21 protein-coding genes and 1 riboswitch are annotated in these 26,878 nt (G+C 39.8%); of the genes, 17 read left to right on the forward strand and 4 right to left on the reverse strand.

Annotated elements, in window-relative coordinates; all coding sequences use genetic code 11:
- Positions 1-159: 159 nt before the first annotated feature.
- The gene (locus tag R2Q66_RS20520) at positions 160-2,487 is read left to right on the forward strand and encodes a glycosyl hydrolase family 95 catalytic domain-containing protein (RefSeq protein ID WP_316752671.1); all 2,328 of its coding nucleotides are present in this window, start codon (positions 160-162) and stop codon (positions 2,485-2,487) included.
- A gap of 117 nt (positions 2,488-2,604) precedes the next feature.
- Positions 2,605-4,134, forward strand: a complete 1,530-nt coding sequence (locus R2Q66_RS20525; protein WP_316752674.1) for an MFS transporter — start codon at positions 2,605-2,607, stop codon at positions 4,132-4,134.
- Between the two features lies 1 nt (position 4,135).
- Here the strand turns inward: R2Q66_RS20525 and R2Q66_RS20530 are convergent, their stop codons facing one another.
- Together R2Q66_RS20530 and R2Q66_RS20535 are read right to left on the reverse strand one after the other, a co-directional pair.
- Entirely contained in the window at positions 4,136-4,519 is a 384-nt protein-coding gene (locus R2Q66_RS20530) for an iron chaperone (protein ID WP_316752677.1), read from the reverse strand.
- Positions 4,491-4,820: a hypothetical protein gene (locus R2Q66_RS20535; protein ID WP_316752679.1), complete on the reverse strand. Its 330-nt coding sequence runs from the start codon at positions 4,818-4,820 to the stop codon at positions 4,491-4,493. Before R2Q66_RS20535 ends, R2Q66_RS20530 begins: the two co-directional genes overlap by 29 nt.
- 239 nt (positions 4,821-5,059) lie before the next feature.
- Here R2Q66_RS20535 and R2Q66_RS20540 point away from each other — a divergent pair, with 239 nt between their 5' ends.
- From R2Q66_RS20540 to R2Q66_RS20555, 4 genes are all read left to right on the forward strand, one after another.
- Positions 5,060-7,480 (forward strand): family 20 glycosylhydrolase, encoded by a 2,421-nt coding sequence (locus tag R2Q66_RS20540; RefSeq protein ID WP_316752681.1) that lies wholly within the window; start codon positions 5,060-5,062, stop codon positions 7,478-7,480.
- A 221-nt stretch (positions 7,481-7,701) separates the two neighbouring features.
- Positions 7,702-7,917, forward strand: coding sequence for a hypothetical protein (locus tag R2Q66_RS20545; RefSeq protein ID WP_316752683.1), 216 nt, complete (start codon positions 7,702-7,704; stop codon positions 7,915-7,917).
- A 20-nt stretch (positions 7,918-7,937) separates the two neighbouring features.
- Positions 7,938-8,717: a Fic family protein gene (locus tag R2Q66_RS20550; protein WP_316752686.1), complete on the forward strand. Its 780-nt coding sequence runs from the start codon at positions 7,938-7,940 to the stop codon at positions 8,715-8,717.
- Between the two features lie 86 nt (positions 8,718-8,803).
- Positions 8,804-9,889, forward strand: coding sequence for a DUF5700 domain-containing putative Zn-dependent protease (locus R2Q66_RS20555; RefSeq protein ID WP_316752689.1), 1,086 nt, complete (start codon positions 8,804-8,806; stop codon positions 9,887-9,889).
- A 57-nt stretch (positions 9,890-9,946) separates the two neighbouring features.
- On the opposite strand, the gene R2Q66_RS20560 is transcribed toward R2Q66_RS20555, so the two are convergent.
- Complete coding sequence (locus R2Q66_RS20560) at positions 9,947-11,722, reverse strand: restriction endonuclease (RefSeq protein WP_316752692.1); 1,776 nt, start codon at positions 11,720-11,722, stop codon at positions 9,947-9,949.
- 83 nt (positions 11,723-11,805) lie between these two features.
- A riboswitch (cobalamin riboswitch) is annotated at positions 11,806-11,997 on the forward strand.
- A 91-nt stretch (positions 11,998-12,088) separates the two neighbouring features.
- On the opposite strand from R2Q66_RS20560, the gene R2Q66_RS20565 reads away from it, so the two are divergent.
- Both R2Q66_RS20565 and R2Q66_RS20570 read left to right on the forward strand, forming a co-directional pair.
- A complete protein-coding gene (locus R2Q66_RS20565) occupies positions 12,089-13,396 on the forward strand; it encodes a DUF5074 domain-containing protein (RefSeq protein WP_316752694.1) in 1,308 nt (435 codons plus the stop codon).
- Positions 13,397-13,532: 136 nt separating this feature from the next.
- Positions 13,533-16,046 carry a heavy metal translocating P-type ATPase gene (locus R2Q66_RS20570; protein ID WP_316752697.1) on the forward strand — a complete coding sequence of 838 codons (2,514 nt, stop codon included), beginning with the start codon at positions 13,533-13,535 and terminating at the stop codon, positions 16,044-16,046.
- A gap of 538 nt (positions 16,047-16,584) precedes the next feature.
- On the opposite strand, the gene R2Q66_RS20575 is transcribed toward R2Q66_RS20570, so the two are convergent.
- Positions 16,585-17,445: a DUF6266 family protein gene (locus R2Q66_RS20575; RefSeq protein WP_316752699.1), complete on the reverse strand. Its 861-nt coding sequence runs from the start codon at positions 17,443-17,445 to the stop codon at positions 16,585-16,587.
- A gap of 798 nt (positions 17,446-18,243) precedes the next feature.
- Here R2Q66_RS20575 and R2Q66_RS20580 point away from each other — a divergent pair.
- From R2Q66_RS20580 to R2Q66_RS20620, 9 genes are all read left to right on the forward strand, one after another.
- Positions 18,244-18,492 carry a hypothetical protein gene (locus tag R2Q66_RS20580; RefSeq protein ID WP_316752702.1) on the forward strand — a complete coding sequence of 83 codons (249 nt, stop codon included), beginning with the start codon at positions 18,244-18,246 and terminating at the stop codon, positions 18,490-18,492.
- Positions 18,493-18,506: 14 nt separating this feature from the next.
- Positions 18,507-18,962, forward strand: a complete 456-nt coding sequence (locus tag R2Q66_RS20585; protein WP_316752705.1) for a JAB domain-containing protein — start codon at positions 18,507-18,509, stop codon at positions 18,960-18,962.
- A gap of 163 nt (positions 18,963-19,125) precedes the next feature.
- On the forward strand, positions 19,126-20,424 hold the full coding sequence (locus tag R2Q66_RS20590) for a DUF4998 domain-containing protein (protein ID WP_316752707.1): 1,299 nt from the start codon (positions 19,126-19,128) through the stop codon (positions 20,422-20,424).
- A gap of 152 nt (positions 20,425-20,576) precedes the next feature.
- Complete coding sequence (locus R2Q66_RS20595; protein ID WP_316752709.1) at positions 20,577-22,202, forward strand: S41 family peptidase; 1,626 nt, start codon at positions 20,577-20,579, stop codon at positions 22,200-22,202.
- A gap of 142 nt (positions 22,203-22,344) precedes the next feature.
- A complete protein-coding gene (locus R2Q66_RS20600; protein WP_316752712.1) occupies positions 22,345-22,479 on the forward strand; it encodes a hypothetical protein in 135 nt (44 codons plus the stop codon).
- Positions 22,480-22,707: 228 nt separating this feature from the next.
- Complete coding sequence (locus tag R2Q66_RS20605) at positions 22,708-23,748, forward strand: sterol desaturase family protein (RefSeq protein ID WP_316752714.1); 1,041 nt, start codon at positions 22,708-22,710, stop codon at positions 23,746-23,748.
- Between the two features lie 158 nt (positions 23,749-23,906).
- On the forward strand, positions 23,907-24,791 hold the full coding sequence (locus tag R2Q66_RS20610; RefSeq protein ID WP_316752716.1) for a DUF2268 domain-containing putative Zn-dependent protease: 885 nt from the start codon (positions 23,907-23,909) through the stop codon (positions 24,789-24,791).
- 130 nt (positions 24,792-24,921) lie between these two features.
- On the forward strand, positions 24,922-26,130 hold the full coding sequence (locus R2Q66_RS20615) for an ATP-binding protein (RefSeq protein ID WP_316752719.1): 1,209 nt from the start codon (positions 24,922-24,924) through the stop codon (positions 26,128-26,130).
- Positions 26,123-26,548: a hypothetical protein gene (locus R2Q66_RS20620; protein ID WP_316752721.1), complete on the forward strand. Its 426-nt coding sequence runs from the start codon at positions 26,123-26,125 to the stop codon at positions 26,546-26,548. The genes R2Q66_RS20615 and R2Q66_RS20620 overlap by 8 nt, the downstream gene beginning before the upstream one ends.
- Positions 26,549-26,878: the final 330 nt, after the last annotated feature.

A 26,878-nucleotide genomic window follows, 5' to 3' on the forward strand; every position in this document is an offset into this window, starting at 1 on the left:
ATACAGATATGCCTAAATTCCCGGTATGATCTACCGGATAATCCATCAAAATAATAACTTAATCCATTTATTGAGTAAGTTGCTGCCCCTAACTTTGGCTGTTAACCACAATTAAGCCACATTTTAACGCTAAACACCAACAAACTGAAACCATATCAAATGTATAAGACTAACATTTTTAAAAACAGCTTCCTGATCCTGAACGTCTGTGTAGGAATAGCCACTGCAAATGCGCAGCAAGCTCAACTTCCGGAACGGGCCTATAATCTGGTGCTAAAAGCGCCTGTAACTACCTGGGACGAAGCACTGCCATTAGGAAACGGCCTGATGGGCGGCTTGCTATGGGGCGAGAAAAATACCATCAGACTATCTTTAGATAGGGGCGATTTATGGGATGAACGTACGCATGGAGAAAAGGAATGGTGGAAAAAATACACTTATCATAAGGGAGCTGATTTAATCGCCAAAAAGGAATATAATACCGTCAATAGCTGGTGGGATGAAGCCTATAATGGCGTTAGTCCAACTAAACTACCTGCCGGTCGCATTGAACTTAAATTCCCTGAAGGGGAACAGGTAAAAGAGTTCGAATTGATGGAAGCTACCGCAGAAGGGATCACCAGATTCAATTCCGGTGCTACGATGAATACTTTCTATAGCGCCAGTGCTCCGGTTGCACTGCTTTCCATTAAAGGAATCGCGCCGGATGCCGTACAATTGTTTAGTCCGATGGACGTGTACCGCAAAACGGTAAAAGGAGATGGCGGACCAAGCAGTGGCGGATCGGTTAGTAAACTCGGTTATCCGGAAGCTATCAAAGGAAAATCGGCAACTGCCGAATGGTATATTCAGGAAGCTGCCGACGGATTAAAATATTGCGTCTATATCGAGACTAAGAAAACGGGCAAAGAAAGCCTGATAGCCTTAACGATTACCTCCAGCGCAGATGGTAAAGATCCATTGGCACTAGCAAGGGAGCGTGTTTCCGGTGCCTTAGCTAAAGGATACCAGAGCATGCTTAAACCCCATGTAAAATGGTGGACTAACTTCTGGCAGAAATCAAGCGTCAGCATTCCGGATACCGCAGTTCAGAAACAATACAACCTGGTACAGTACTTTTATGGTGCTGCTTCCCGCTTAAATGCACCTCCTATGCCATTGCAGGGAGTGTGGACAGCTGATAACGGGACTTTACCACCATGGAAAGGTGACTACCACAATGATTTAAATACGCAGATGACCTATATGGCTTATCAGCAATCCGGCAGATATGAGGAAGGTGCTTCTTACCTGAATTTCCTTTGGGACCGTCGCGATTTTTTCAGAGATTTTGCCAGAGATTTCTACGGTACAAAAGGACTGGCCTGCCCGGGTGTGATGTCTTATTCCGGACAACCTTTAGGCGGCTGGGGACAATATAGTATGTCGCCAACCATGAGCGCCTGGAGTGCGCACCTGTTTTACCTGCACTGGTTGTACACCGCTGATGATGCTTTCCTGAAAGAAAAAGCGTATCCATGGAGTTCTGAAGTTGGTGAATGTATGTTGGGCTTATTGAAAAAAGACAGCAATGGCCTGCTTAAACTGCCACTTTCTTCTTCTCCGGAGATTTTCGATAATAGTCCAAAAGCATGGTTAGCACCCAATAGCAATTATGATTTAATGAGCTTAAAGATGCTATTCCTGTCTTTAAAAGAAATGGCAGCACAAATGGGAAAACCAGAGGACGCAAAGAAATGGTCTGATGCCGCAATTGCTTTAGGTGATTTTCATACCAAAGCAGATGGAACTTTATTGCTGGATGCCAACAATGAACTGAGCAGTAGCCACAGACATTTATCCAACATCATCGGTTTGTATCCTTTTAACCTGATCAACAATGAATCTGGTGAAGCCGATACTAAAATCATTGAAGCCAGTTTAAATAACTGGGATAAATTGGGAACCAGACAATGGGTAGGTTATACCTTTTCCTGGATGAGCTGTTTAAGGGCAAGAGTAGGAGATGGAGAAGCTGCGGTTAAAAACCTTGATATTTTTGTGAAAGCCTTCGTGTTAAGAAACGGATTTCATGTGAATGGCGATCAAACCAAGAGCGGTTATTCTGGTTTTACTTACCGTCCTTTTACGTTAGAAGGGAATTTCCTTGCTTCACAGGCAGTACATGAAATGTTAATGCAAAGCTGGAGCGCAAAGCCCGGAGAACTCCACACCGGCATCATTCGTGTTTTTCCGGCCATGCCTAAAAAATGGGCTGATGCTTCCTTTACAGATTTAAGGGCCGAAGGCGGTCACCTGGTATCGGCAACGCGTAAAAACAATAAGACCACAAGTTTTAGCATTACCGCAGGGCGAACAGGAAAATTGCGTATCAAAGATAACTTTGAGGGCCAAACACCTAAATGGAACGTTAAAGGCGTTAGCAAAATTGCTGATGTTTATGAAGTTAACCTGAATAAGGGACAAACATTAAAAGCATCCATATAATATAACTCCTGTTGAATTTTAAATAATGCAAGTTTGCGTTTAAAATAACCCCGTTTGCAAAACAAACGGGGTTTATTTTTATTGTTACCTTGTAATTATAGCATCAAACAGCAAATAATGGGAGAATCTTTAGCAATGTCGGGTAAGGGAAAAACGAAAATTAATGACTGGTTGATCCTGGCCATTATCATTACCGCATTGACTCCGGTAACTATTGATGCTACAATTTTACATGTGGCCATTCCTACGCTTACCCTTTCTATTGGGGCTAGCGGAAACGAAGTGCTTTGGATTATAGATACCTATCCCTTGATCATGGCCGGTTTACTGCTACCGATGGGGGTGTTGGGGGATAAAGTGGGACATAAAAAGATTCTGATCTTTGGAGTCGCCATCTTTGCTTTAGCTTCTTTATTTGCGGGGCTGTCTACGGCCCCGATATATTTAATTCTTTCCCGTGCCTTACTGGCGCTGGGGGGCTCAATGATTATGCCGGTAACGCTGGCCATTATCCGCCAAACCTTTACCGACGAAGAGAAATGCGGCCGGGCATTGGGTGTCTGGGCGGCTGTAGGCACTATGGGCGCTGCTATTGGTCCGCTCATTGGTGGGATTCTGGTAGAGCATTATTCCTGGGAAGCGGTATTCCTGGTCAACATTCCTTTATTACTCATCGTGATTCCTTTGATCTACTTTGGCATTCCCAAGGGGATTTCCGACCCTAAAAAGGCCTGGATCTTAAAAGATGCCGTTTTATTGTTAATCGGGGTGATCACCTTTGTTTATGCTTTAAAAAGTGTTTTTAAGGAAGGTCAGCCCATCTGGATCTCCCTGATCGCAGGTATTACCGGGTTTATACTTTTACGTTGGTTCTTTAAAAAACAACAACATTCGGCCTTGCCTATGTTAGATATTTCCTTGTTGCAAGACCGCAGAATCCTGATCGGCATGTTATTGTGTTTTGTACCCATGGCGGTTATCGTGGGCTTTGAGTTTCTATTGGCTCAGGAATTGCAATTTGTACACCAGATGACGCCAATTAATGCCGGCTTATTTATGCTTCCTCTGGCTTGTTCTGCTGCGGTTGCAGGTCCGGTTACTGGTCCATTTATTAAAAGGATCGGCTTCCGAAAGGTCTTGATTGCAGTACTGGCAATATCCTCAATTTCCTTTTTTAGCTTAAGTTTCCACGATTTTAGCAGCATGTCTGTGAGTTTATGCTGCTGGTTGATCAGCTTAGGTTTTAGTTTGGGGATGATTTTAATGGCAGCAACCACCTCCATCATGTCCGCAACACCGATAGACAAGGCTGGAGCAGCGGGGTCTATGGAGTCTATTGCTTATGAGTTAGGTACCGGATTGGGAATTGCCTTTTTTGGTATTATACTTTCTCAGGTTTTCATGGGGAAATTCATCATTCCGGAAGAACTGCTGTCTGATGTTCCAAAACAGGCGCAAAGTTCGATTAGTGATGCTTTGATACTGGCAAATAGTCTGGGAGGTAGTAAAGCGGATGAGATCAGAAAAGCCGCCATGATTGCCTTTGAAGGAGCACATAACGGCGTGCTAATTCTGGCGGGATCTTTCCTGGCTATCCTCGCTGTAATGATGGTATTCCTCTTACCTAAAGACGAAAAGACCTTTTAAACTAACGCTTCTTTCCTTTATTTAAATTTTCCTGTCTTCGAAAAGCTACAATTTCGCTGATCAACGCTAAGGGTAGCGGCTGGTCAATCGGAAACTGTACAGATCCCTTAGCCACCTTATACGCAGCTAGCTTTGGCTTAAAAGCCTCGATTCCGGAAGGTGCAGGGTAAAAGCCGACATGGTTTTTATAAGCGGCAAAATGAACCAGATTGCCATTCAGGGTAAAGGTCGGAATGCCATAATTGATGGTCTCATCCGCTTCAGGGGCCGCTTCTCTAATGGTCGCTCTAAGTTTTTCTAAAATCGGCTGTACCTCCTTTGGGGAATTGGCGATATACGCACTTATGTTTTTCTGATTAACGATATCTGATGTGTCTCTCCTCATTTAAACCAGGTTTTGGTGGCTTGTTAATTTGTCGGTAATCCTCTTTAAACGGAGGGGCCGGGTTCATATTTAAGATACCAGCAAATATTAATCCAATAGAGCTAATCAGTAGCAAAGCCAGACTGATCTTAGCCCGCAAAGCTCTGATCTGGAAACGGAGGCTCATCCACAGACAAGTATAGCTGAGAAACCATACTACAAATACAAACACGATAAGCCATTCCTCTTTCGCGATGGAATATTCCTTAGTTCCATGGAAAGGGAAGTCAATAACGGATTTTATAAACTGGACTAAGACCATAAGCTTTTCAAATATAACTTTCCGGCTTGCAGTAGCTGCGGTGATAACTTGACATATTTAGGGGGGATATGCGACAACCTTCCCGGTAGTAGCTGGCGCAAACGTTTGTGTGATTTCAGCAAGCTAATTTTTCTTGCGCTTACCTAATATTTTATTAGCATTGTGTTAGTAATCCTGTGCTGAACCATTGATCAATCAAGAAGAAAGTCAAAAAGCCAGGAAATGCCTAAACTATGAAGATGAAAAAATTATACGCAATGGTTTCCTGTGCCATTTTATGTGGCTCACAGGGATTTGCCCAACAGACCGATAGTGTGCTGTTTGGAGAAATTGGAAAACAAGTGTCCTTCTCCGGGGCACTGAAATCAGGAGCTACCATGATCCCTGATCTGAAAGTACCCAAAGGGTTTAGCGCCCTTTTGAAAGGCACAGACCGCTTAACCGTCATCAATGCAGATGGGAAGATCTTTAGTCCACTGCAAGATGTGGATGTTGCTTTGTTTTATCAGCTACAGCGCGAAAGCGACAAGGTGACGATGGACATGCAAACTATTAAACTGAAAGTACCCGGCCAGTTTAATGATCAAAAGACAGTGAATCCAAAGCCATTCGTGATTCCTGCTTTAAGAGAGTGGCATGGTGCATCCGGTACTTTTCAATTGAAAAAGAAAAGCAAAATTGTTCTGGCAGAGAATAGCCCGGCCTTACAAGGCATCGCTGATCTATTGCAAAAGGACCTGCAAGCCATGAATATTTCGGTAGCTATCAGCACATCAGGGAAACCTGCTGCGGGTGATATCCTGCTTTCCCTGAATTCTTCAGATAAAGGGTTGGCAGAAGAAGGATATGAGTTGATCATCGGAGATTACCTTCAGATTAAAGCATTACACAAGAAAGGTGCAATCTGGGGAACCAGAACATTATTGCAATTGCTGGAACAAGACCCTGTAAATCACAGCATCGTAAAAGGAGAAAGTCGTGATTATCCGAAGTATGCCGTAAGAGGATTGGTACTGGATGTGGGTAGAAAGTTCTTCACCATAGATTTCCTGAGAGAATATGTGAAAATGATGTCTTACTATAAAATGTCTGAGTTTCACATCCACTTAAACGACAATGGTTTCCCGATCTATTTCAAGAATAAATGGGAAGATGTACCTGCTGCTTTCCGTTTAGAAAGCACTACTTATCCTACACTAACAGCCAAAGATGGTCATTATACGAAGAAAGAGTTTATCGAACTTCAGGAAATGGCGGCTGTTTATGGGGTAGATATTATTCCGGAAATTGATGTGCCTGCGCATTCACTGGCGATCACCAGAATCCTTCCGGAAATTGGTAGTAAGAAATATGGTCCGGATCACCTGGATCTTTATAACCCAAAAACCTACGAGATTGTAAGTAATATCTTCAAAGAGTACCTGGAAGGTCCAAACCCTGTGTTTCAGGGAAAGGTAGTCCATATTGGTACCGACGAATATGCGAAAGCAGAAGCGGAGAAGTTCAGATACTTTACGGATTACTTTATCAAATATGTACAAGGATTTGGTAAAGAAGCCCGCGTTTGGGGTGCGTTAACACATGCCAAAGGAACTACTCCGGTAACCTCAAAAGGGGTAACGATGAACTCCTGGTATAATGGTTATGGTGAGCCCAAAGAAATGAAGAAGCAAGGGTATAAGCAAATCAGTACTCCTGATGGTTGGTTATACATCGTTCCGGCAGCTGGTTATTACTATGATTACCTGAACGTAAAAAACCTGTACAGAAAGTGGGAGCCAATAAATATTGGCAATGTGACTTTCCAGGCAGGTGATCCTGCGGTTATCGGTGGCATGTTTGCCGTATGGAATGATAAGTCGCCGGGCGGAAATGGAATTACTGAGAAAGATGTTCATGACCGTGTATTCCCTGCGTTACAGGTTTTATCGCAAAAGATGTGGGCTGGTACCGACAGCATTCCTTTTAAAGATTTCCTTGTTAAAGGAAAAGGTGTTAAAGAAGGTCCTGGTGTAAATGTAGCCGGTTATGTATTAGGAAAGGATTCACTGGTGTTGAACTATACTTTTGATGATTCAAAAATTAAAGATCAGTCCAGCTATAAACGTGCGGCGGCTGTTAAAACTAACGTTACCGTTGCCAAAGGGATAAATGGTAAATCGCTGGTGCTAACTGGCGAAAACAGCTTTGTGCAGTTGCCTCTTAAAGAGATTGGTTACGGTTATACGGTTTCTTTTTGGCTAAAACCAGACAGCAGTTCTGTTGGTGAGCGCGTTTTATTTGGCTCTGGAAATGGTGTGTTTAAATCTTCTACAAAATCACAAAATGTAGGTTTCTCCAGAGAAGGAATGGATTATGAATTCAAATATAAGCTGCCTTTAAACACCTGGACGTATGTGACGATTACAGGTGATCATAAAGGAACGTCATTGTATGTTAATGGGAAAATCATGGAGAAGATGATGGGCAAGGAAATCTTGTTCCCGGATACCAAAGCAAATATGTTAAAAGTAGAAACCCTGGTGTTTCCATTACAGACACTTGGTAGTATGAAAAACGGTTTTTCTGGTGAGGTGGATGATTTGAAAGTATTCAAGAAAATGCTTTCCGATGAGGAGATTAGCAAGGAGTACGCTGTTAAAAGTACCCTTTCTAAATAAGGATAAGTTAAATTGATTACAGCTTTTTTGTTGAGCTGACCGAATAAAGCGCCCGATCGTCATGATCCGGGCGCTTTGTGGTATTAGGAGAAATCTCTTTAGGATATGTTCATTAGCTATTTAGTGGGGGATTTGAAAAAAATGTATTGAAAATTTTGTGTAAATTTGTATCTTAATTACTATTAAGATACAATAGTGTAATTATTCTAATTAATCGAATTATGTTAATCAATAGATCAGATATTTCTGTACTTCAGCATCTTTCCACTGTGAAAGAGTTGGTGCCTATTGTAGATATTCCCGAATCTTTCAAAACAGATTTCAATAGATTTTTCTTCGGAAAGACTTTAGTTAAGGACGAGAATAATAACTTATTTGCTTATCCTTCTGATATTAAAAGGTGGATTCAGGTGCTGTTTTTGACCTATAAAGATTAGACAGCGTGTTAGCTAACTATTTGAATAGATTTAATCAGGCCCTCCTGGCATTTCAAATTAAATTTCCTAAGAAAGATTGGAGTGATGATTTTAAAAAGAACATCATTAATGATTTTTCTTTTTTTTCATCAAGAATTGAGGATCCTAAATTAGAATATGGAGCTACTATTAAGTTCCTGAATGATGAATTTGTTCAGAAGGAAAAGTTGATCAGTTTGCTGCAAATAGGTAATCACAAAGATGTTCTTCAAGATATTATAAGTAGGTATGAAAACTTTGAATTAACAGAAGATTCAATTAAGGAAATTCATAAAAACTTAATGGGAAATACACTCTCATGGAACGGGGATTATAAACCAGAGCTTGTTGGCAATTATAGAAATTATCAAGTGATTGGTTATAGAGAACCATTTTTTCGTAATAGGGAGTATAATCCCCATTATAATTTGGAACTTATAATGGCTTCATATATTGAACTATTCAATCAGAAATTCGCTACTATTGATAATACCACTGATAATAATCACTTGATCACTGCATTATCTTACTTCCATAATAAATTTTTAAATGATATACACCCTTTCGCTGACGGAAATGGAAGGGTTTGTCGGATTATCATGGGTACAATCATGATGAAAAATAACTGCCCTCCGGTTTTTGCACAGATCATCAATAATTATGATATGGAAGCTTATATTAATGTAATTATAACCTGTGAAAACGAAAATTCAAATGAAGCATTTTCTGCATTTCTAGCAAATGGTATGTCAGACTACCTGGAGCAAAAAGTGCTGATGTAATACGAATCACCTGGTTCTTTTGTCTTTATTAACAGGAAATTACACCCATCCTGTAATAAAACTCTTCCCTGACGGTCTATGTTCATATGAAACATCTTCTAAAGACCTTAAGCCTGATTCTCTTCTTGTTTTTCTGTTTAGGAAAACCAGCTAAAGCCCAGCAAATCGACCTCAATTCCTTAAATGCGTTCTGGAAAATCACCGATAGATTGAAGCAAGGGGATACCTTGTCCCGCGAAGACTGGAAGACCTTTTTAGCACTGGAAGGAAACAAAACCTATATCGAAAATCAGGATTTTAGTGAACAGTTTCTGGATAGCTACCGTAAAACGCTGAATATGGTGTATAACCCAAAAAACGAGGCACGTGTACAAAAACTAGTAGACGATAAGTTGAATAATTGGCTGGTTTATAAAATCAACCAATACAGAGTCCATGAAAAGGAACTCAAGGAATATGCAGCTGGATTAGATAAACCTGCTTATTTAGACAGCATGTATTTATACTGCTGGCAATGGCTTCCAAAGCGTTTACACCAGAAAACACCAGACACCAAAATTTTCATTATTGGTATCGATAATGATGCCTTGGTGCACCATGGAACGGTTGTCTTTACCCTTTGGAACGTGTACAATCAGGATAAATTGAAATACGGTATTGTAGGTGCTCATGAACTTCACCACGTCCTCCGTAAACCAAGAGAGCTGAAAGCTACTGATCCATCAGAGGCAGGAATTTTATATGCCTTGCAAGTCATTTTAAATGAAGGTAGCGCAGATATGATCGATAAAAAGTATTCATTTGATAAATCGAAGGATATCGTTTATGAGTATCATTTTGAGGAATTGCTGTTAAATAAGCCAGATAGTATTGTGATGCAGTTAGATTCTTCGATGCAATTGATGGCGCAATCAAAAGGCTTAAAATTTAAGACCGTAAAAGATTACCGCAAACTATTCAATTATACAAGCGGCCATAATCCCGGTTATTATATGGCCGATATTATCGTACGCAACGGCTATAGCAAAGAGCTGATTGAAAACGTACAGAACCCATTTTACTTTATCACCTTGTACAACAAGGCTGCAAAAAAGGACAAGCAACATCCGCCAGTGTTTTCTGATCAGGCCATTGATTTCTCTAAAACTTTAGCACGTAAATACTGGAAATAAAAAAACTGATGCTTATCAACAATAAGGTTGATAAGCATCAGTTCCTAATTTGGTTGATTATTTAGAAGCTAGTTTCGCTTCTTTAAGATCAATTCTAGCTTGGTGCCCATGTTTTTCAAGTAGGTATAATAAATTCGCACCGTTCATTAATGTTAAAGGTTTTCCTTTTACAAATTCATAGGCATCAGGACCGTAGTCTGCTGTAGTTACTAAAATCCCTTTTGTAGCACCTTCATTCATGACAGTTCCGTATAAATCTCTTACTGCAGAAACACCCACCGTATTTGTATATCGTTTTGCTTGAATGACAATTTTACCACCACGTATAGGATCCGGATCAAATGCTATTGCATCAACACCACCGTCTCTACTGGCTTGGGTTACTTTAACTTCACCTCCATTCGAACTAAATTCTTTGCCAAACACTTCTCTGATTAAATGTTCAAAATCTTCCCAGTCCATAGCAGCCAAATTTGTAGTGCTATTTAAGGAATCAGCAACATCGTATGAGTTGACAAATCTGCTGTCATTTTTATTAATTTGAAGAATAGGGGCTACAGCCGTCATCCCGCTGAGTTTGCTGCTTCCTATGCCTTTTAAGTTCTTAAAGCATGTTTTTGGATCTACATGTCTTAAATCTATCAGTGTAAACTCGTCTTTTTTAGCTTGAATTGTTAGGATACAATTGTTTTCCCTTATACCGGTTGCCCTGTTAATTGAATTAATCCAGCCGTTAAATGAAATCGCTTCAATTGCATTGGCAGAATCGGCCTCAAAAAGTTCATGCAATGTCCTCAATGTTATTTTGTACATTGTTGAATCAAAGATCTTGTGAAGCTGTGTTTCTGAAATCAAAGTTTCTTTCGCTTCTCCTTTAACAATTTTAACATCACTAATTAATGGTAATTGATCCATTGATGGGAGGGAATACTCGACAATCAATATCTTAGTTTCAGGTATGTAATCTAATTCAAAACTCTTAGGAAACTCATCATAGTAGACTGAGTTATTCAGTACTAAATCACAGTAGTCAATTACTGCATTACTATCACATTTAAAATAGGCCTCTTTAAGAAGTGCAATTTTATAGTTTGAATCTTCACGGTTTTTCAGGAAAGCAGCTTTTTCATGCTGCCATTCGTTTACTTTAAGGGCTATTTTTTCCTTAAAATACTTAACGTCTTTTTCATACTTTAACTGATCATTTTCAAACAGGGTCTTTAATCTAAGGTTTTCCTTGTCAATAATTGCGCACCTCTGTCTCCAGTTATTTAATGAATCCTCATATAGGTTTTGTGCCTGTTGAAGCTTTGCATCTTTTTTTGACTTAAGTATTCCATCAAGGAAAGTAAGTTTAGCCTGAAAATTTACAGCATTTGGTTCAACTGGGTAGGATGAAAATACAGGCTTTCTAGGTAGGGGAATAGCGGAGATCAATTTTGGGAGCTCGTCTTCTGGATAAGGGGCTTTGAATCTTGATTTGTCTTTTAATTGTTCCCAATTAATGGTGTCATCTATATCAAGCGTATGGTGCAAAATGTTGTCGACCATTTGTACCGCTTCCTGAGCCTCTCTATTTCTTAAATCTACATTTCTTTGGATCTCTTCCTTGGTTCTAAATATGTGATTTCGTTGAATTACTCTTTGCCATTTCTCTTCGAGTTTAGCAACATGAGTATTGACCTTACTTTGTAATACACCAGGTTCATCAGATGAAAGTAGTTTATAATCATTGAGGCCTTTATGTGTGATTTCAGCGATGAATTTTATCCGGTAAGTTCGGATGCCTAGTGTTTCTTCTCGGTATAAGATGTTAATTTGACGGGTATCCATAGAGGCAATTAATTTTTAACCCAAGGTAGTCATATTTTCATCTGGGTACAAAACATAAATACCTTAACTATTCAATAGATTTATATCTTTGCGCCGCTTTTGGTTCCCGGTGTCGCAACCGGGATTAAAAGGGAATCTGGTGTAAATCCAGAACTGTCCCGCAGCTGTAAGCTCCTTAACCGAGGTACATTTAACAAGGTCACTGTTTTGAAAAAATGGGAAGATCGTACTTAGGGGAGCAAGTCAGAAGACCTGCCTTTTGCATTTATGATTCATAGCTTTCGGGGATTGAAGCTGGAATGAGGATACCTCTTTGGGGTATACCCATTTTTAATAATTCCGTTTGCTGTGGTTTAACTACAGAAGATGAAAATAAAACAAACCATAGTAGCCATGTTCTGCATAGCGATACTTGCCGTATCCTGCAAAAAAGAACAAACAGAAATCGCAACATTAGCCTACCAAACGGCCAGCGATAGCCTCATTATCTTGAAGATGGATAAGGAGCTCCTCCTTTCACCACAAATCACTGGAAAAGCAAACCGATATCAATGGATAGAAAACGGGAAGGAAGTGGCCAACACTGCCACATACACCTTTAAAAAAGCTGATCCAGGTATTTATAATATCGGGTTTACCGTAGAAAATGAAAAAGGGAAAACAACCCTCAATTACCGTGTAAAAGTAACCGGGCCTTATGGCGAAGGCGTTTTACTGTTAAGTTATACCGATGAAACCGGAATGGGGAACTCAAGCATATCGCATCTGGATGAGGACGGAACGATTCAAACTAATATTTTTGCGAGGGCCAATCCTGGCTCATTCTTATCACCGGAAGCAAACAATCTGTACCACTTCAATAATCAATACTATATCACTTCTTCTTCGGGACCAAATTTCCTGACTGTCGTAGACGCACAAACCATGAAGTTAAATTATGTGGTCAGTAAATCCGGGGTCAGTGATGTTACTTATTTCGCCACAACGGATGGAAAAACCGGTTATGTAAATGTAACCAACCGTAGAAAAACAGGACTGTATCCAGTAGATCTGACCAATAAAACGATCAGTTCAACCCTACTGGAAGGAAGTAAAGAGGTTACCTTAATTCCAATAAACACCGTTAATCAGACCTTGGTTACTGCTGCCGGGAAACAACTGATCAAAGTAGAAAATGGTAAGGTAATCGTTGTCAATAGTTACAAAGAGAATGTATCTGGCGTAGTTAAAAGCCTGGATAATAATTACTGGGTAGGTGTACAGGGAAGCGCAACTAACAAAGCCAAATTTGTGAAACTAGATAAAAGCAACAACGGGATAGACTCCGTAGAACTTGAGGCTAAATTCAAAGTGCCTGCAAACGGAGTGCTAACCTCTGGTGGAAAAGACGAGTATTTATACTGGCAGGAAACCTCCCGCGGTGTGATTTGCAGATTTAATACCCTCACCAAAAAGGTAGAAGAGTTTGTAGATCATGCAGCTGCAGGAATCCTATTTGCCACCTGCTGGAAAGTAAACCCAAAAAACGGAGATCTTTATATTGCCGATAGTCCGGATATATTTTCCGGTGGCGATCCATATAGTAACCTTTACATTTTTGATAAAACCGGAAAGCTTAAAAAAGAAGTTAAAAAGGCTGGTAATCAAATTTCAGACATCGTATTTCCACAATAAATATCGAATATTATACCAGAAAAGCCTCCTATTGGGGCTTTTCTGGTATAAGACGATTTCTATACAGGAAACTTTAAAGTAAATCGGGTGTTAAGTATACAGTTTACGTATAAATGATCCAAAATTACGCCTATATATGAAGCATATCTATCAAATCACCGGAATGACCTGTCAGGGTTGTCGTGCTAAAGTTGAAAAAACGCTGAATGAAATTGATGGAATTTCTGCTACAGTAACTTTAGAACCTGCCGAAGCAGAGATTACGATGGATAAACACATCGCAACCGAAAAAATGCAGGAAGCATTGTCCATGGCAGGTGATTATAGGATTGAAATGAAAGGCCATGCCGCTCCACAAACTCATAAACACCCGGCTGGGCCGGTAAACGTGCCTAAAACGACTCCCAAAGACCATGGGCCAGGCCTATATTATTGTCCTATGCACTGTGAAGGAGATAAAACCTATAATAAGCCGGGGAGCTGTCCGGTATGTGGAATGGATCTGCTGAAACAACCAACCTTACAAAAAGCCAGTCAATTTACTTGTCCAATGCATCCGGAAATCATCAAAGATAAACCAGGTGCTTGTCCGATATGTGGGATGGATTTGGTACCCATGGGCCTGGACCTGGAGGAAGAGGACCATACCTATGAACAACTGTTGCGAAAATTCAAGATCGCTGCGGTTTTTACAATTCCTATTTTTATCATCGCCATGACCGAAATGGTGCCTAATAACCCGCTTTTTAAACTCATGGATCTTAAGTATTGGAATTGGGTGCAGTTTGCGTTCTCCCTGCCAGTGGTATTTTATGCCACCTGGATGTTCTTTGAACGCGCCTGGAAATCTATGGTCACCTGGAATCTCAATATGTTTACCCTGATTGGTATTGGTGCGGGGGTAGCCTGGCTCTTTAGTATTGTTGCCCTGCTATTTCCGGACGTTTTTCCGGATCAGTTTAAAACCCATCATGGCACCGTTTACGTGTATTTTGAAGCGGCAACAGTAATACTAACCCTGGTATTACTCGGACAGCTTTTAGAAGCCAGAGCGCATGGGAAAACCAATAGCGCCATCAAAGAACTCTTAAAATTAGCCCCCAATACCGCTACACAGGTAATCGGAGATAAGGAAACGACCGTTTCTATTGACGACATTCAGAAAGGAGATTTGCTGCGGGTAAAACCAGGGGAGAAGGTTCCGGTAGATGGCAGTATCGAAACCGGAGAAGTAACCATTGATGAATCCATGATTACCGGGGAGCCTGTGCCGGTGGAGAAAAAACCCGGCGATAAAGTAAGCTCCGGCACCATCAATGGCAATAAAACATTTGTGATGCTGGCAGAAAAGGTAGGCTCAGAAACACTATTGTCTCAGATCATTGAAATGGTGAATTCTGCAAGTCGCTCTAAAGCACCTATTCAGAAACTGGCAGATAAAATCTCCGGATATTTTGTGCCGGTTGTGGTACTGATTGCCCTGGCTACTTTTGCAGTATGGGCCATATACGGGCCGGAACCTTCTTATGTTTACGCTTTTGTAAATGCAATTGCAGTGCTGATTATCGCCTGTCCATGTGCCCTGGGGCTTGCCACACCGATGTCTGTGATGGTTGGAGTAGGGAAGGGCGCCCAGTCTGGTATCCTCATCAAAAATGCGGAATCTCTGGAGAAAATGAATAAAATAGATATTGTGATCATTGATAAAACCGGAACCGTTACCGAAGGAAAACCATCCGTAGAAGCGGTCATTAGTGTAAACAAAGATTTTACGGAACAGGAGGTGCTGGAAAGAATTGTGGCCTTAAACAAAAGCAGTGAACATCCATTAGCAGAGGCAACACTACGTTATGGCGAGGAAAAGAAGGTCGCTATGCAAGCCATCCAGCACTTTGAAGCGGTAACAGGTAAGGGGGTGATCGGTAAACTTGATAAAGAAGACCTTGCGCTAGGCAATCAGAAGTTAATGGAGCATGTAGGTGCAGAAATCAGTCCTGAATTGGCCCAACAGGTTAAGACCGCACAAAAGCTCGGTAAAACGGTTTCTTATTTATCTGTTGGAAAGCTTGCCATAGGTTTTGTGGTGATCACTGATCGGATTAAAGCTTCCAGCGCAGGAGCGATTGCTAAACTTCAGGAAGAAGGTTTACAGGTTGTCATGTTTACCGGCGATAATGAAGATACCGCAAAGGGCTTGAGTGAAACCCTGAATCTTGATGGTTTTAAAGCGCAAATGCTGCCGGAAGATAAGCTAAACGAGATCAAAAAACTACAGGCTGCGGGTAAAATGGTGGCTATGGCGGGCGACGGGATCAATGACGCCCCGGCTTTATCGCAGGCAGATATTGGCATTGCCATGGGAACCGGAACGGATGTAGCCATAGAAAGTGCAGCAATTACCTTAGTAAAAGGAGATTTAAACGGGATCGCAAAAGCCAGACTGTTGAGCCATAAAGTAATGGGCAACATCAAAGGAAACCTGTTTTTTGCATTGGGCTATAATGTACTAGGCATTCCCGTAGCAGCAGGACTTTTGTATCCGTTCTTTGGAATCTTACTTTCTCCAATGATTGCAGCCCTGGCCATGAGTTTTAGCTCCGTGTCCGTGATCCTGAATTCATTAAGACTAAGAAGTGCTAAAATAGACTAAGCCCTTAGCTTATCACAAATTGTGATAAGCTCCTTTGAGCCTTGTTAAACTTCTGAAGTTACCAGAATTCTCTACGTTTTAAATGCTGTGGAAGGGGAATTAAACGGCTAATAAGGCTTGCTCAGAAGTAACGGGTTAACAACCACGATAAATCAACAGAAATTTCGACTGATTATGCTCAATAATCTAATGATTCAGAGCTTAAAAACCTCCAAAAGCGGGTTTATTGCTGTCTGGAACTAGCTTATCACAATTTGTGATAAGCTCCTCTCACCCTTGTTGCAATGACATCTTCGCGTGATTTCTGCATGCTTTAAATACCATACAGGAAGAAAATAAGAGAAAACGATGATTTTTATAAAGAGATTAAGGAAATAACGGCCATTAATCTAAGCCAATTGGCCAGATTTTATCGGTAATCCCATGTTATGGAGCTCGAAATTCTGTAAAAAGCGGGTTTATTGTATCCTCAGCATAGCTTATCACAAATTGTGATAAGCTCCTTTTCTCAAATAAGGTGTCAGGAATTAAATCAGGATCAGGTTGGCGAAAAATTATCGTTAATCTGCTTATGGAAAGTGCCAGGCCTGGAAAAGGGGGGCTGCTGATCCGTATTCGTTTTAAATAGCGTAGGCAGATCTCGTTTTTTTGGCGTTCCGGTGTTTTTATTAGTTTTTACCTGTGGTTTCAAGGTTTTATATTTGATGACCTCAGTTGCCTCTGCTGTGATTTTGTGGACTTCCTTTGCAGCAATGGTTTCCTTTTTAGCGATACTACCAGCATAAACACTGTCTGAAATTTCCGTTGCATCTTCACTAACAAAAGAAATATAGGCCACAACGCGTTCGTTCGCAAGGTTCGCATCAATCTGAACGCTTTGTTTTCCATCCTTTCTATGGACCCCGCTAAGGATATGCGTATGCTTCTGCTGATCCGGCCAGTAGAGCAACACCATGGCCCGGTCGTTTCGATTACGCCAGGGTAGATCTGCAGGGACTTCCCAGCTGAATTCAATTGCCGTCTCTACAAGCTGTATGGACGGTTTTTCTGCTTTTAACAACGTTCCCATACTCAGCATGGCCTTAGGATAATCCAGCTCTGCTTCAGGATATACACCAGTTACCGCGTACTTTTTATTATAGGAAACGGCTTCGTTATAGAAATTTCTGTCGGTACCTACCACTTTTAGCCGGAACCCGACTTTAATAAAAGAACTGATGGGGCTTAAGAATTTGTTTACGATGGTCATGCGGTCGCAATTGACCTTCCTGGCAGGACTGAGGCGCTTAGTACTATGACCAATCGTTCTGACAACGTTTTTACCGTTCAGCATATAACCGACTAAATTGCCTACCCGGCCGTTAAAACCACCAAATAATCCGTTTTGTAAACTTCCCATAGCGTTATTGTTTATTGATAAGCAGCTTGTTACCGGTGGTTAATGTAGTCATTCTTTCGGCTTCTGCTCTTGTTGATTTTGATAAAAGTTCAAGACATATTCAATCTAAATACAAGCTCTGGTCATCCTCAATTCATGGTTGAAAGGTCAATTAGACCTATGAGGGATTAATCAACCATTAAGTAACCATGGTTGGATGATGAAGAGGATAAGTCCGCACATAGGGAGTATCCGGAACGGAGGTGGGAGAATCTGGAGATTAGAAGCTGTTAGGACTACGTTATTGTCCTTGTTATCATGTGAATTAAATAAGGATTGACTTTTGTTAAATTTATTCTTCAAAATAATTTTAATAGATTTGTTTTTGTTAAAATAATTAATAATATTAGTCTTGTAGTTAAGTATTATTAAGAGTCTTATCCGCAAAATTTCTGACGCAGCGAATTAAGACAGCAGAAAATACCCACATTTGTGCTTTAGGGCACCTATATTTACACGTCCTGTAAAAATGGATGTGAGGGCTGCTGTAATTCCATTTCGCGTAAGGCGTCAGAAACTTTATACCATGTGGATGGTGTGCAGTCCTCACATTTATTTGTGTTTGCTTGTTCAAAAGGCTCATTTAAAATTGATGAGCCATGAACCCTGAAAAAAGACAAATCTATTCTACTTCAAGTTTAAGCCGGCTTTCTGTCGGGCATCAGCGATCCGGAACTAAAGCTCCGGCTCCGGTTTAATGTATCGGATTTTTTTCGGTTGATAATTCCATAACATTTCATTTTCCTAAACTTTTCCGATATGGTCAGAATAGAAGACAATAAAACAATAATAGAGATCGACAACTTTGAAGAATACGATTACGATTTTATCCATGATTTGCAGTTTGATTTAATTCAATTGATGAACTGCATACATCTTTTAAAGAAAGAATATGATCCGGACTTGCTTTTGAAAAGCTCTTTCTTAAGCATCATGGAACTGCAAAAGGCTTTACTGCCTTCTGTAGATCAGCTGAAATTAATTTATCCCAAATCATCATTAACCTAAACTGGAGGCCGAAAATGAAAAGTGCTTTATATAAAATATCAGAAATTGAATTGAACTACAGACCTAAGGTGAAAGCAAGCGACCGGCCTGTTTTAAAGTGTACCGAAGAGATTTACGAAATGTTTAAGCAACACTGGAATCTGGATCAGATTGGTCTGATTGAAGAGTTTAAAGTGATTTATTTAAACAGAAGCAATGCCGTATTGGGGATCTTAAATGTTTCTACAGGTGGATTGACCGGGGTGGTTGCCGATCCGAGGGTGATCTTTGCCGCGGCCATTAAATCAGCCGCAACGGGGCTTATAGTTTGTCATAATCACCCCACCATGAATTTAACCCCTAGTGAGGCGGATATTACTTTTACAGAGAACCTGAAAAATGTTGCAGATTTATTAGGTATCCATATTGTAGATCACCTGATCATAAATGAGGAAGATTATTTCAGTTTTGCTTGTGAAGAGTTGCTGTGATGGAAATGCTTTTTATAGCTTTTGGGTTAAATGACTTTTGCTATAAACTAATAAGGAGCTAGCAAATTGTTGCCAATCTGCTTGAGAATACGGCTAATTAGGTAGATTTTTTCTTGAATCAGCATTTATAACTTTATAGTTAACAAATAATTATAACAGCTATATGATGAAATCAAGTTATTTAATTTATTTACTCCTTTTGGTGTTAATTGTCTCTTTTAGCTTTTCCTGTAGAAAGAAAAGTGTAGTTGATATTGAGCAGCCGGTAGTGGTTGAGAAAGCAGGAGATTTGATGAGCTACCCAGGTAGAAACCGGATTAAGCTTTCCTGGAAAGCACCGGTTAATGTAGAACTGCAAAAATTTAAGATCAGCTGGGGCAGTGGTGATCAGGAATCGAAGGAACTTCCCTTTAGTAAAGGTATGGACAATGCGGATCTCATTCTGGAGGGATTAAAGGAAGGCGACTATACTTTTTCTGTTGTTGCAATAGACACCAAAGGAAATTCTTCGGAAAAGACTACGGTAAGCGGACATGCTTATGGCGACAAGTATGAGGCTGGATTGGTGCATAGAGCCATTAAAGATGCGGTTTTCAATGAAGGCAAAAAAGCAGTTTTGATCAATTGGAATGGTGCAGGATCGGAAATGACCGGGATGGATTTTAAATATACGGATGCAGCAGATGCCTTACAAACGGTAGCTGTAGCTGAGTTATCGGATAACACTACTTTAACCAATTTCAAATCGGGTAATACCTTCGAATATCGTACTTCATTTCAGCCTGCCGGTAGCATCGATGTGTTCTATACACCATATAAGGCAGTCACCGAAATTGTAGCGAATGCTTTCCTTGGTGCAGACTGGGCGCTATATACGCCAGTTAAAAAGATTCATCTGGATAATGAGGCTGGGTTGCAAACTTATGGCTGGTCGGCTTATAAATCAGCATGTACACCAGTGATATGTGCAGATTACCGCTTTGATAGTAATACTTTAACAGAAACATTTCAGATTTTAAATAACAAATCAAATCGTTCAGAGATTAGGGTAGAGGATAATTATAGCACGGGAAGCCGGCAGTTCTCGGGTTATTTGAAATTTGATGCTCCGCTTAACGACGAAAGTCTGGTGCAGATTTTTGGGAGCACTTCCGAAAATGCAACTCAGATGATGATTCGCGGATTTGCGGAGAACGGTGGAACCTTGAAAATCTCTAATAGCTTTGTTTTAGCAACAGGGGTTCACAATAAGGAAGTCCATATCAATGTGATACATTTACAAGCAGATTATGGTGATAAAATGATCGTGTACATAGATGGTGTTAAAAAGTTTGAAAAAGTAGATGGCGAAAACGCTACTAATTATATGAAATATGGCTGTTACGGTACGATGAAAACGGGTAAAGCAATTGTACAGTGGCGGGATGTTAAGTTTTATAAAAACGGGAAAGCGCCTGAGTAATGGTTTAACGGAATTAGATCACATTGCAATTGTAAAAGAAAAAGACCGGCATATTGCTGGTCTTTTTCTTTAACCGTATTATTGTGCTGTTGTTGAAATAATTTAGCTGTTTTTAGTTAACTTAGACGATCAGACTTATTAAACTATTTACAATGTACAGAACTGGACTTCCTTTTCTTTTTTTAATCCTTGCGTCGACTTTTACTGTTGGCTATGCCCAAAAGTCGGTTAATGATACCTTATTGGCGCAGGCATTACGAGACAAAATTCAAAAAGGACAAGCAGAGACTTCTAACTACAATATGGCATGCTATTTCGCGCTGTCAGGAGATCATGCTTTTGCTTTTTCCTGTCTTAAAAAGGCGATATCTAACGATGATTTCTCGAATATAACGGGTATTGAAAAAGATACTGACCTCCTTTCTTTACACAATGACCCGGAATGGAAGGTGATTCTCCAGGATGTTAAAAATAATGCACTGAAAAAGGAGAAGTTGGATAAAACATTTATTAATCAGGCAGGTTTTTGGGATTCCAAAGCATTAAAAACGCCTTATCAGGAGAATATCTCAGCCGATGAAAAGGTAGCAGGCTTATCAAAGTTCTGGTCAGAAGCGAAATACAATTTTGTAAACTTTGATTTAGTGCCCGATTTAAATTTTGACTCTCTTTATTTAGCTTACCTGCCAAAAGTAAAAAGCACAAAGTCAACTGCGGAGTATTATAAACTGATGACGGAGTTTTGTGCCCATCTAAAAGATGGACATACGAACGTCATGGTACCAAAAGAATTGATAAATGAGTTCTACGGAAGACCATTGTTGCGTACCAGATTAATTGAGGATAGGGTGATAGTGATCGCTGTTTATGATCCGACATTGGGCAAAAAGGGTATAAAAGTGGGTCAGGAAGTAATTACTGTGGATGGTTTGCCTGTTAAGGAATATGCCCGCCGGTATGTGATTCCGTACCAGAGTGCATCCACGCTTCAGAATCAAAACTCCTTAGCATACGATTTTTCCCTGTTTGATGGAGCTGTAAATAAACCGGTCGAACTGGAACTGCGTGATGAAAAGGGCGTAACAAAGAAACACAGTGTTTCGCGCGTAAATACAGCGGAGCGCTGGAAGTATATGGCAACTGCCCCTTTTGAATTTAAAATGTTAAAGGGGAATATCGCGCTGATATCCTTGAATAGCTTTGGTACGGATTCCGCTGCCAGGGCTTTTGCAACCAGATATCCTGAAATCTCTAAAGCAAATGCTATCATTTTTGATGTGAGAAACAATGGGGGCGGAGACTCTTCTGTAGGTTGGGAAATTTTAGGCTATCTCACCAAAAATACAGAACCTATCCATTCCTGGTACACCAGGGCGTATAAACCGAGTTATAGAGCGTGGGGGATTACCCAGGGCTTTTTTGGTCGTAATAGCTTTTTAAAGCCTAATGAAAAGTTTTTTTATGATAAGCCGGTAGTTGTATTAACCAGTGCAAGGAGTTTTTCTGCCGCAGAGGACTTTGCTGGCGCATTCAAATCTCTTAACCGTGGTTTGATTATCGGGGAAGCAAGTGGAGGTAGTTCCGGACAGCCTTTAATAATCAGTTTGCCAGGGAATTTATCTGCGCGTATTTGTACGAAAAGAGATATGCTTGGTAATGGGGAGGATTTTGTAGGGAAAGGGGTGCAGCCAGATAAACTGGTTATACCAACGATTGCAGACTTTAGAAAAGGGGTGGATACAGAACTGGCAGTCGCCATAAAAGAATTGACCAGGTAATAAGATTAAACAGAAAAACCGGGATATCCCGGTTTTTCTGTTTAATGTATGATTAGAATTAAGTTTTTATTTGGAGATAGGGTAGGGTTTGCTCCTGAATTGGTAAGCACTAGCTTTGGAGTTATTTGTTAAAAATGATCAAATGAAGTACACACAACCACAAATTGAAATAGAAACCCATAGGTTAATACTCATCCCGGTGTCCGCGAAATATAAGGCTGATATCTTTGCGGAGTTTACACCGGAAATCAATTCGGCTACCCATTCCGGTTCTTAACCAAACTTCCTTTTAACGGAGTTTTGTTCCTCCTGAATATACCTGAAATAGTTGTAATGCAATACTTTAAGTAAAACGCTATTTTACCTCATTTTCTGATAGATTATGTTTTTCTGTGTGTTTTTTATTGTTAGCAACTAGGCTTTTCGGAAAAACATTAGTATCTATGTATATACAAACAATGAAAGATCCCTCTTTCATGAATAATACATACTAACCAAATATATTATGATGGATTTTTTTCAGGCAATTTATGATTGGATTATCGGCTTCTTCGGTATCGGTAATTTCATTAAAATCATTAACTCCGGCGATTACAGTAGCTTTTTAACCTACAAGGGTTTTACGTCTATCATTGGTCCGCTTTTCCCGATTGTACTGGTGATTGAGATTTTAACGGCCTTAGTGATGAGGAAGTTTAACGCAATCGATTATAAGGTTTCCTTCTTCTCGTATGTGCTGAACTCTTTTGTGGGTCGGTTTATCTCCATCGCAGCAATTGTATTTTGTATCGGACTCTTTGAACCCTATGCGATATTTAAGACCACTTTTACCTGGTACTGGTTTATCTACGGATATATTGTCTGGGAATTTGGCCACTTTATCTATCATTATCTGGGGCATAAAGTACGTTTGTTCTGGTGCCTGCATTCTACCCATCACGCTCCGCAGGCCATGAATCTTTCGGTGTCCTATGCTCACTTTTTCCTCGAAGGACCTTATGCCGATGTGATCAGAACTACGGTTTGCATTTTATTGGGTGTTAATCCACCAATGCTGTTTGTGATCATGTTTATTGATGGTTTTTATGGCGGGTTTATTCATATCGGGGAACACCTGATGAAAAAAGGTAAATTAGGTTTTATGTATAAATACATCCTGACACCTTCGCACCACAGGGTACACCACGCTAAAAATCCGTTGTATATGGATACTAACTTTTGCAATCTGCTGAACATCTGGGATCGTGTTTTTGGTACTTATCAGCCAGAAGTAGGCGATATGCCTATCGAATATGGGATTACCAGAGAAATGAAACCTAACAGCTTTCTGGATAGTTATTTTGGGGAGTTCGCTTGTTTGTTGAAAGATGTTTACAACGCACCGGGGCTTAAGAATAAGTTCCTGTATATTTTTATGCCACCAGGATGGAGTCATACCGGTGATCATAAAACCGCAAGCATTGCCAGGAATGAGTTTATGGAGCAACAACAACAACAGTTTCAGCAACAGGAATTTAATGCGCTGAAAAAGGAACCCGTGATGTAAAAATTGGGGTTCATACTTATTTCTGATTCCCGGAAATGCTGCGCTTTTCCGATCTGATTTTCCGATCAACTTTAAAACTAACAAATGCAGTTATACAGCTGTATAAAGTTGATCGGTTTATTCGGTTCTTTTCCCTTATCTTAGGGTTGTCGAATCTTATGAATAAAGCTTTACTAACTTCATTTTTCCTCATTATCCTGTGCAATTGTTCCTTTGCACAATCTGTTTCTGACCCCTTGAAGGCCCTCTTCATTACAACGGATATTACTAATTTTTGGACTGCCTTCGATAAATCAGACCCTGAATCTCAAATTAATCCTTTTGATGAGCTTTATGTTAAACCAGGTTCTCCAGGCCTTCAGGCTTTTATAAAGGGCAGAATAGAAAATCCAGCCTCATTGCTAAATACAGTTCGGGAACGAAAGCTTGAATATGTAAAAGCCAGAGAAAATAGCCTGAAAATGGCTGAGCACGAGAAGCAGTCCAGGGCAGCGTTCCTGGCGCTGAAGTATTTATACCCTAAAGCAGTCTTTCCCAATGTGTACTTTGTAATTGGACGGTTTAATTCAGGAGGGCATTCCAATCCTAAAGGATTAATCATCGGAGCAGAAATGATTCAATCGGCAGATGTACCGTATATGGTTGCTCATGAGCTGATACACTATCAACAAGATAGTATTCCAAAGAAAAACATGAATCTACTTGCTGCTTGTATTAATGAGGGCAGTGCTGATTTTATAGGAGAACTTATTTCTGGAGGCGGTCCAAACAGAGGAACCCATCATTATGGTAATGCCAATGAAGCGAAATTGTGGGATGAGTTTAAAGCAATCATGGATGATCGGGAAGATAGCCATGATTGGATGTACAATTATAAGCCTAAAAATGGATATCCGCCAGATCTGGGCTATTGGATTGGATATAAAATAACGGAAGCGTATTATGCAAAGGCAAGCGATAAAAAGAAGGCGATATCAGATATCCTGCACATCAAAGACTTTGAAAAGTTCTTAAATGACAGTGGATATGGTTCAAAATTCTAATAATTAAACCATTTTATTGCTTTATTTATCTTGTTATTCTGTTGGAAATTCCGAGTTAATTTTTATAATTACCATATAATGGTAATTTGGTGTGATAAATTGGTATATTTGTTATTCCAAAATACTCGTTATGATCATAGAATTAAAAATCAAGAACATATTTTCCTTCAAGGAGGAAACGAAGTTTTTAATGACGCAGGTAAAATCATTCAAAGAACTGGAAAATAACAATGTTATTAAAACAGACAGAGGATTTAGCTTATTGAAAACTGCGGCTATCTATGGTGCTAATGGTAGTGGTAAAAGTAATTTTATCAGGGCTTTTGGAATGCTGAGTAGCCTTGTCTTCAATTCATTCAGTGATTCTCTTAGGAAGGATAGGGAGAAACGTTCCAGAGATTTTCAGTTTAAACTTAATTCATTGTCTGAGAAGGAGAACACCAGTCTTGAAGTGACTTTTGTAAAGGATGAATACATTTATCGATACGGGGTTGAAATATTTGGACATAATATTCAAAAAGAATGGTTATACAGGAAGCTTGATCGGGAAATCCCATTATTCATAAGAGATAAACAGTCTTTTGAGATTAACAAAGAGTCATTTGCTGAAGGGGAGAAATATAAATCAGAAGTAAATGAAAATGTGTTGTTTCTGAGCCACCTGGCGCAGTACAATCAACCAGTATCAAAGCATGTTTTATCCTGGTTTATGAATGCCGCTGTAATTAACGGACTTGATGACGATTATTACAGGGACTTTACTGCGGATTTACTGAAGAAAAATCCAGAGTTTAAAGCCTGGGCAGCCTATGTTTTAAAATACCTGGAAATAGCAAATATAGAGGCCGGTGAGGAAGAAGGGGAAATCGTAACTTATCATAAAAAATACGATGAAAATAACCTGCTGATTGACTCCATTCCTTTTAATATTAACTTGGAATCTGACGGAACTAAAAAACTAATACACATTCTTGGCCCGATATACGATACATTAAGAAATGGCGGGGTGTTATTGATTGATGAATTTGACTGTAAATTACATGCTAATCTTAGTATTAAGGTGCTGGCGCTTTTCCAGGAGTATAATAGAAGAAATGCACAGCTCATTTTTACAGCTCAGGATATTTGTTTGATGGATAAGTCTTTATTGAGAAGAGATCAGATTTGGTTTACGGAGAAAGATCAATTTGGGGTATCGGTACTTTATTCGCTATCGGACTTTAGCGCAAATGTGGTTCGTAATTCGTCGGACTTTGGAAAGAAATATTTGGATAATACTTTTGGTGCAGCTGATAGTTTCAAGATTACTGAAAAATTAACCGATTTGCTATATGCCTAGCAAAAGGTCAGATCGGTCTGATCCGGCTTATCTAAGAGAACAGGGTAAAAGGGAGGCAAATGTTAAGCATGATAGGAAAATAACGTTCGCACTAGAGCTAATTACTGTTTCCGAAGGCCAGACTTGGGAACAATGGGAAAAGCTAGGGCATTTATCAACATTAATGACACGTTTGCAATTTGTGGGGCAATTTTCCTGTCAGGAAGCCTTGCGAAATTCCTATATAAAGCGTTATACTAAAGTTGGTTATCCACCGAGGTCTGGATTTACACAACCTAAACATATCACAGCTGAAATCTGGGCAGTGATGCATATTACCGGCAAAAGTAAAGAGGTGGTTGCCGGATATGTTGAAGATGATGTGTTCCACATTATCTTTTTAGATAAAGATCATAAATTTTGGCCCATGGGGCAATAGAAATTCAGCCAATTTATTCCTTGTTTGTGTATTTAAAGCATAAACAAATTACACCAATTTTAAACAGTCCTATTGTTTTAATTTTTCATTAAGTTATCCCGCTGTATTTCCTTGTTTCGCATTTTTACGCTTATTCTTTTTGTTCATTTTCCTTGTTTTTGAAGCGCTACCTGAATATAGTAGTAGTTTTGCTCGTACAAAAGCATAGGATTATGACTTTTTATTACGTTTTCAGAATATCGCTTATTTATTTGGTTGAAAACGTATAAAAATATTTGACATAGAGCTACTTTGAGTAAAAATCAAGGCGTTTTCTCTTCAAAAATCCTG

This window comes from Pedobacter gandavensis (assembly GCF_032677645.1).
Taxonomy (GTDB): domain Bacteria; phylum Bacteroidota; class Bacteroidia; order Sphingobacteriales; family Sphingobacteriaceae; genus Pedobacter; species Pedobacter gandavensis_A.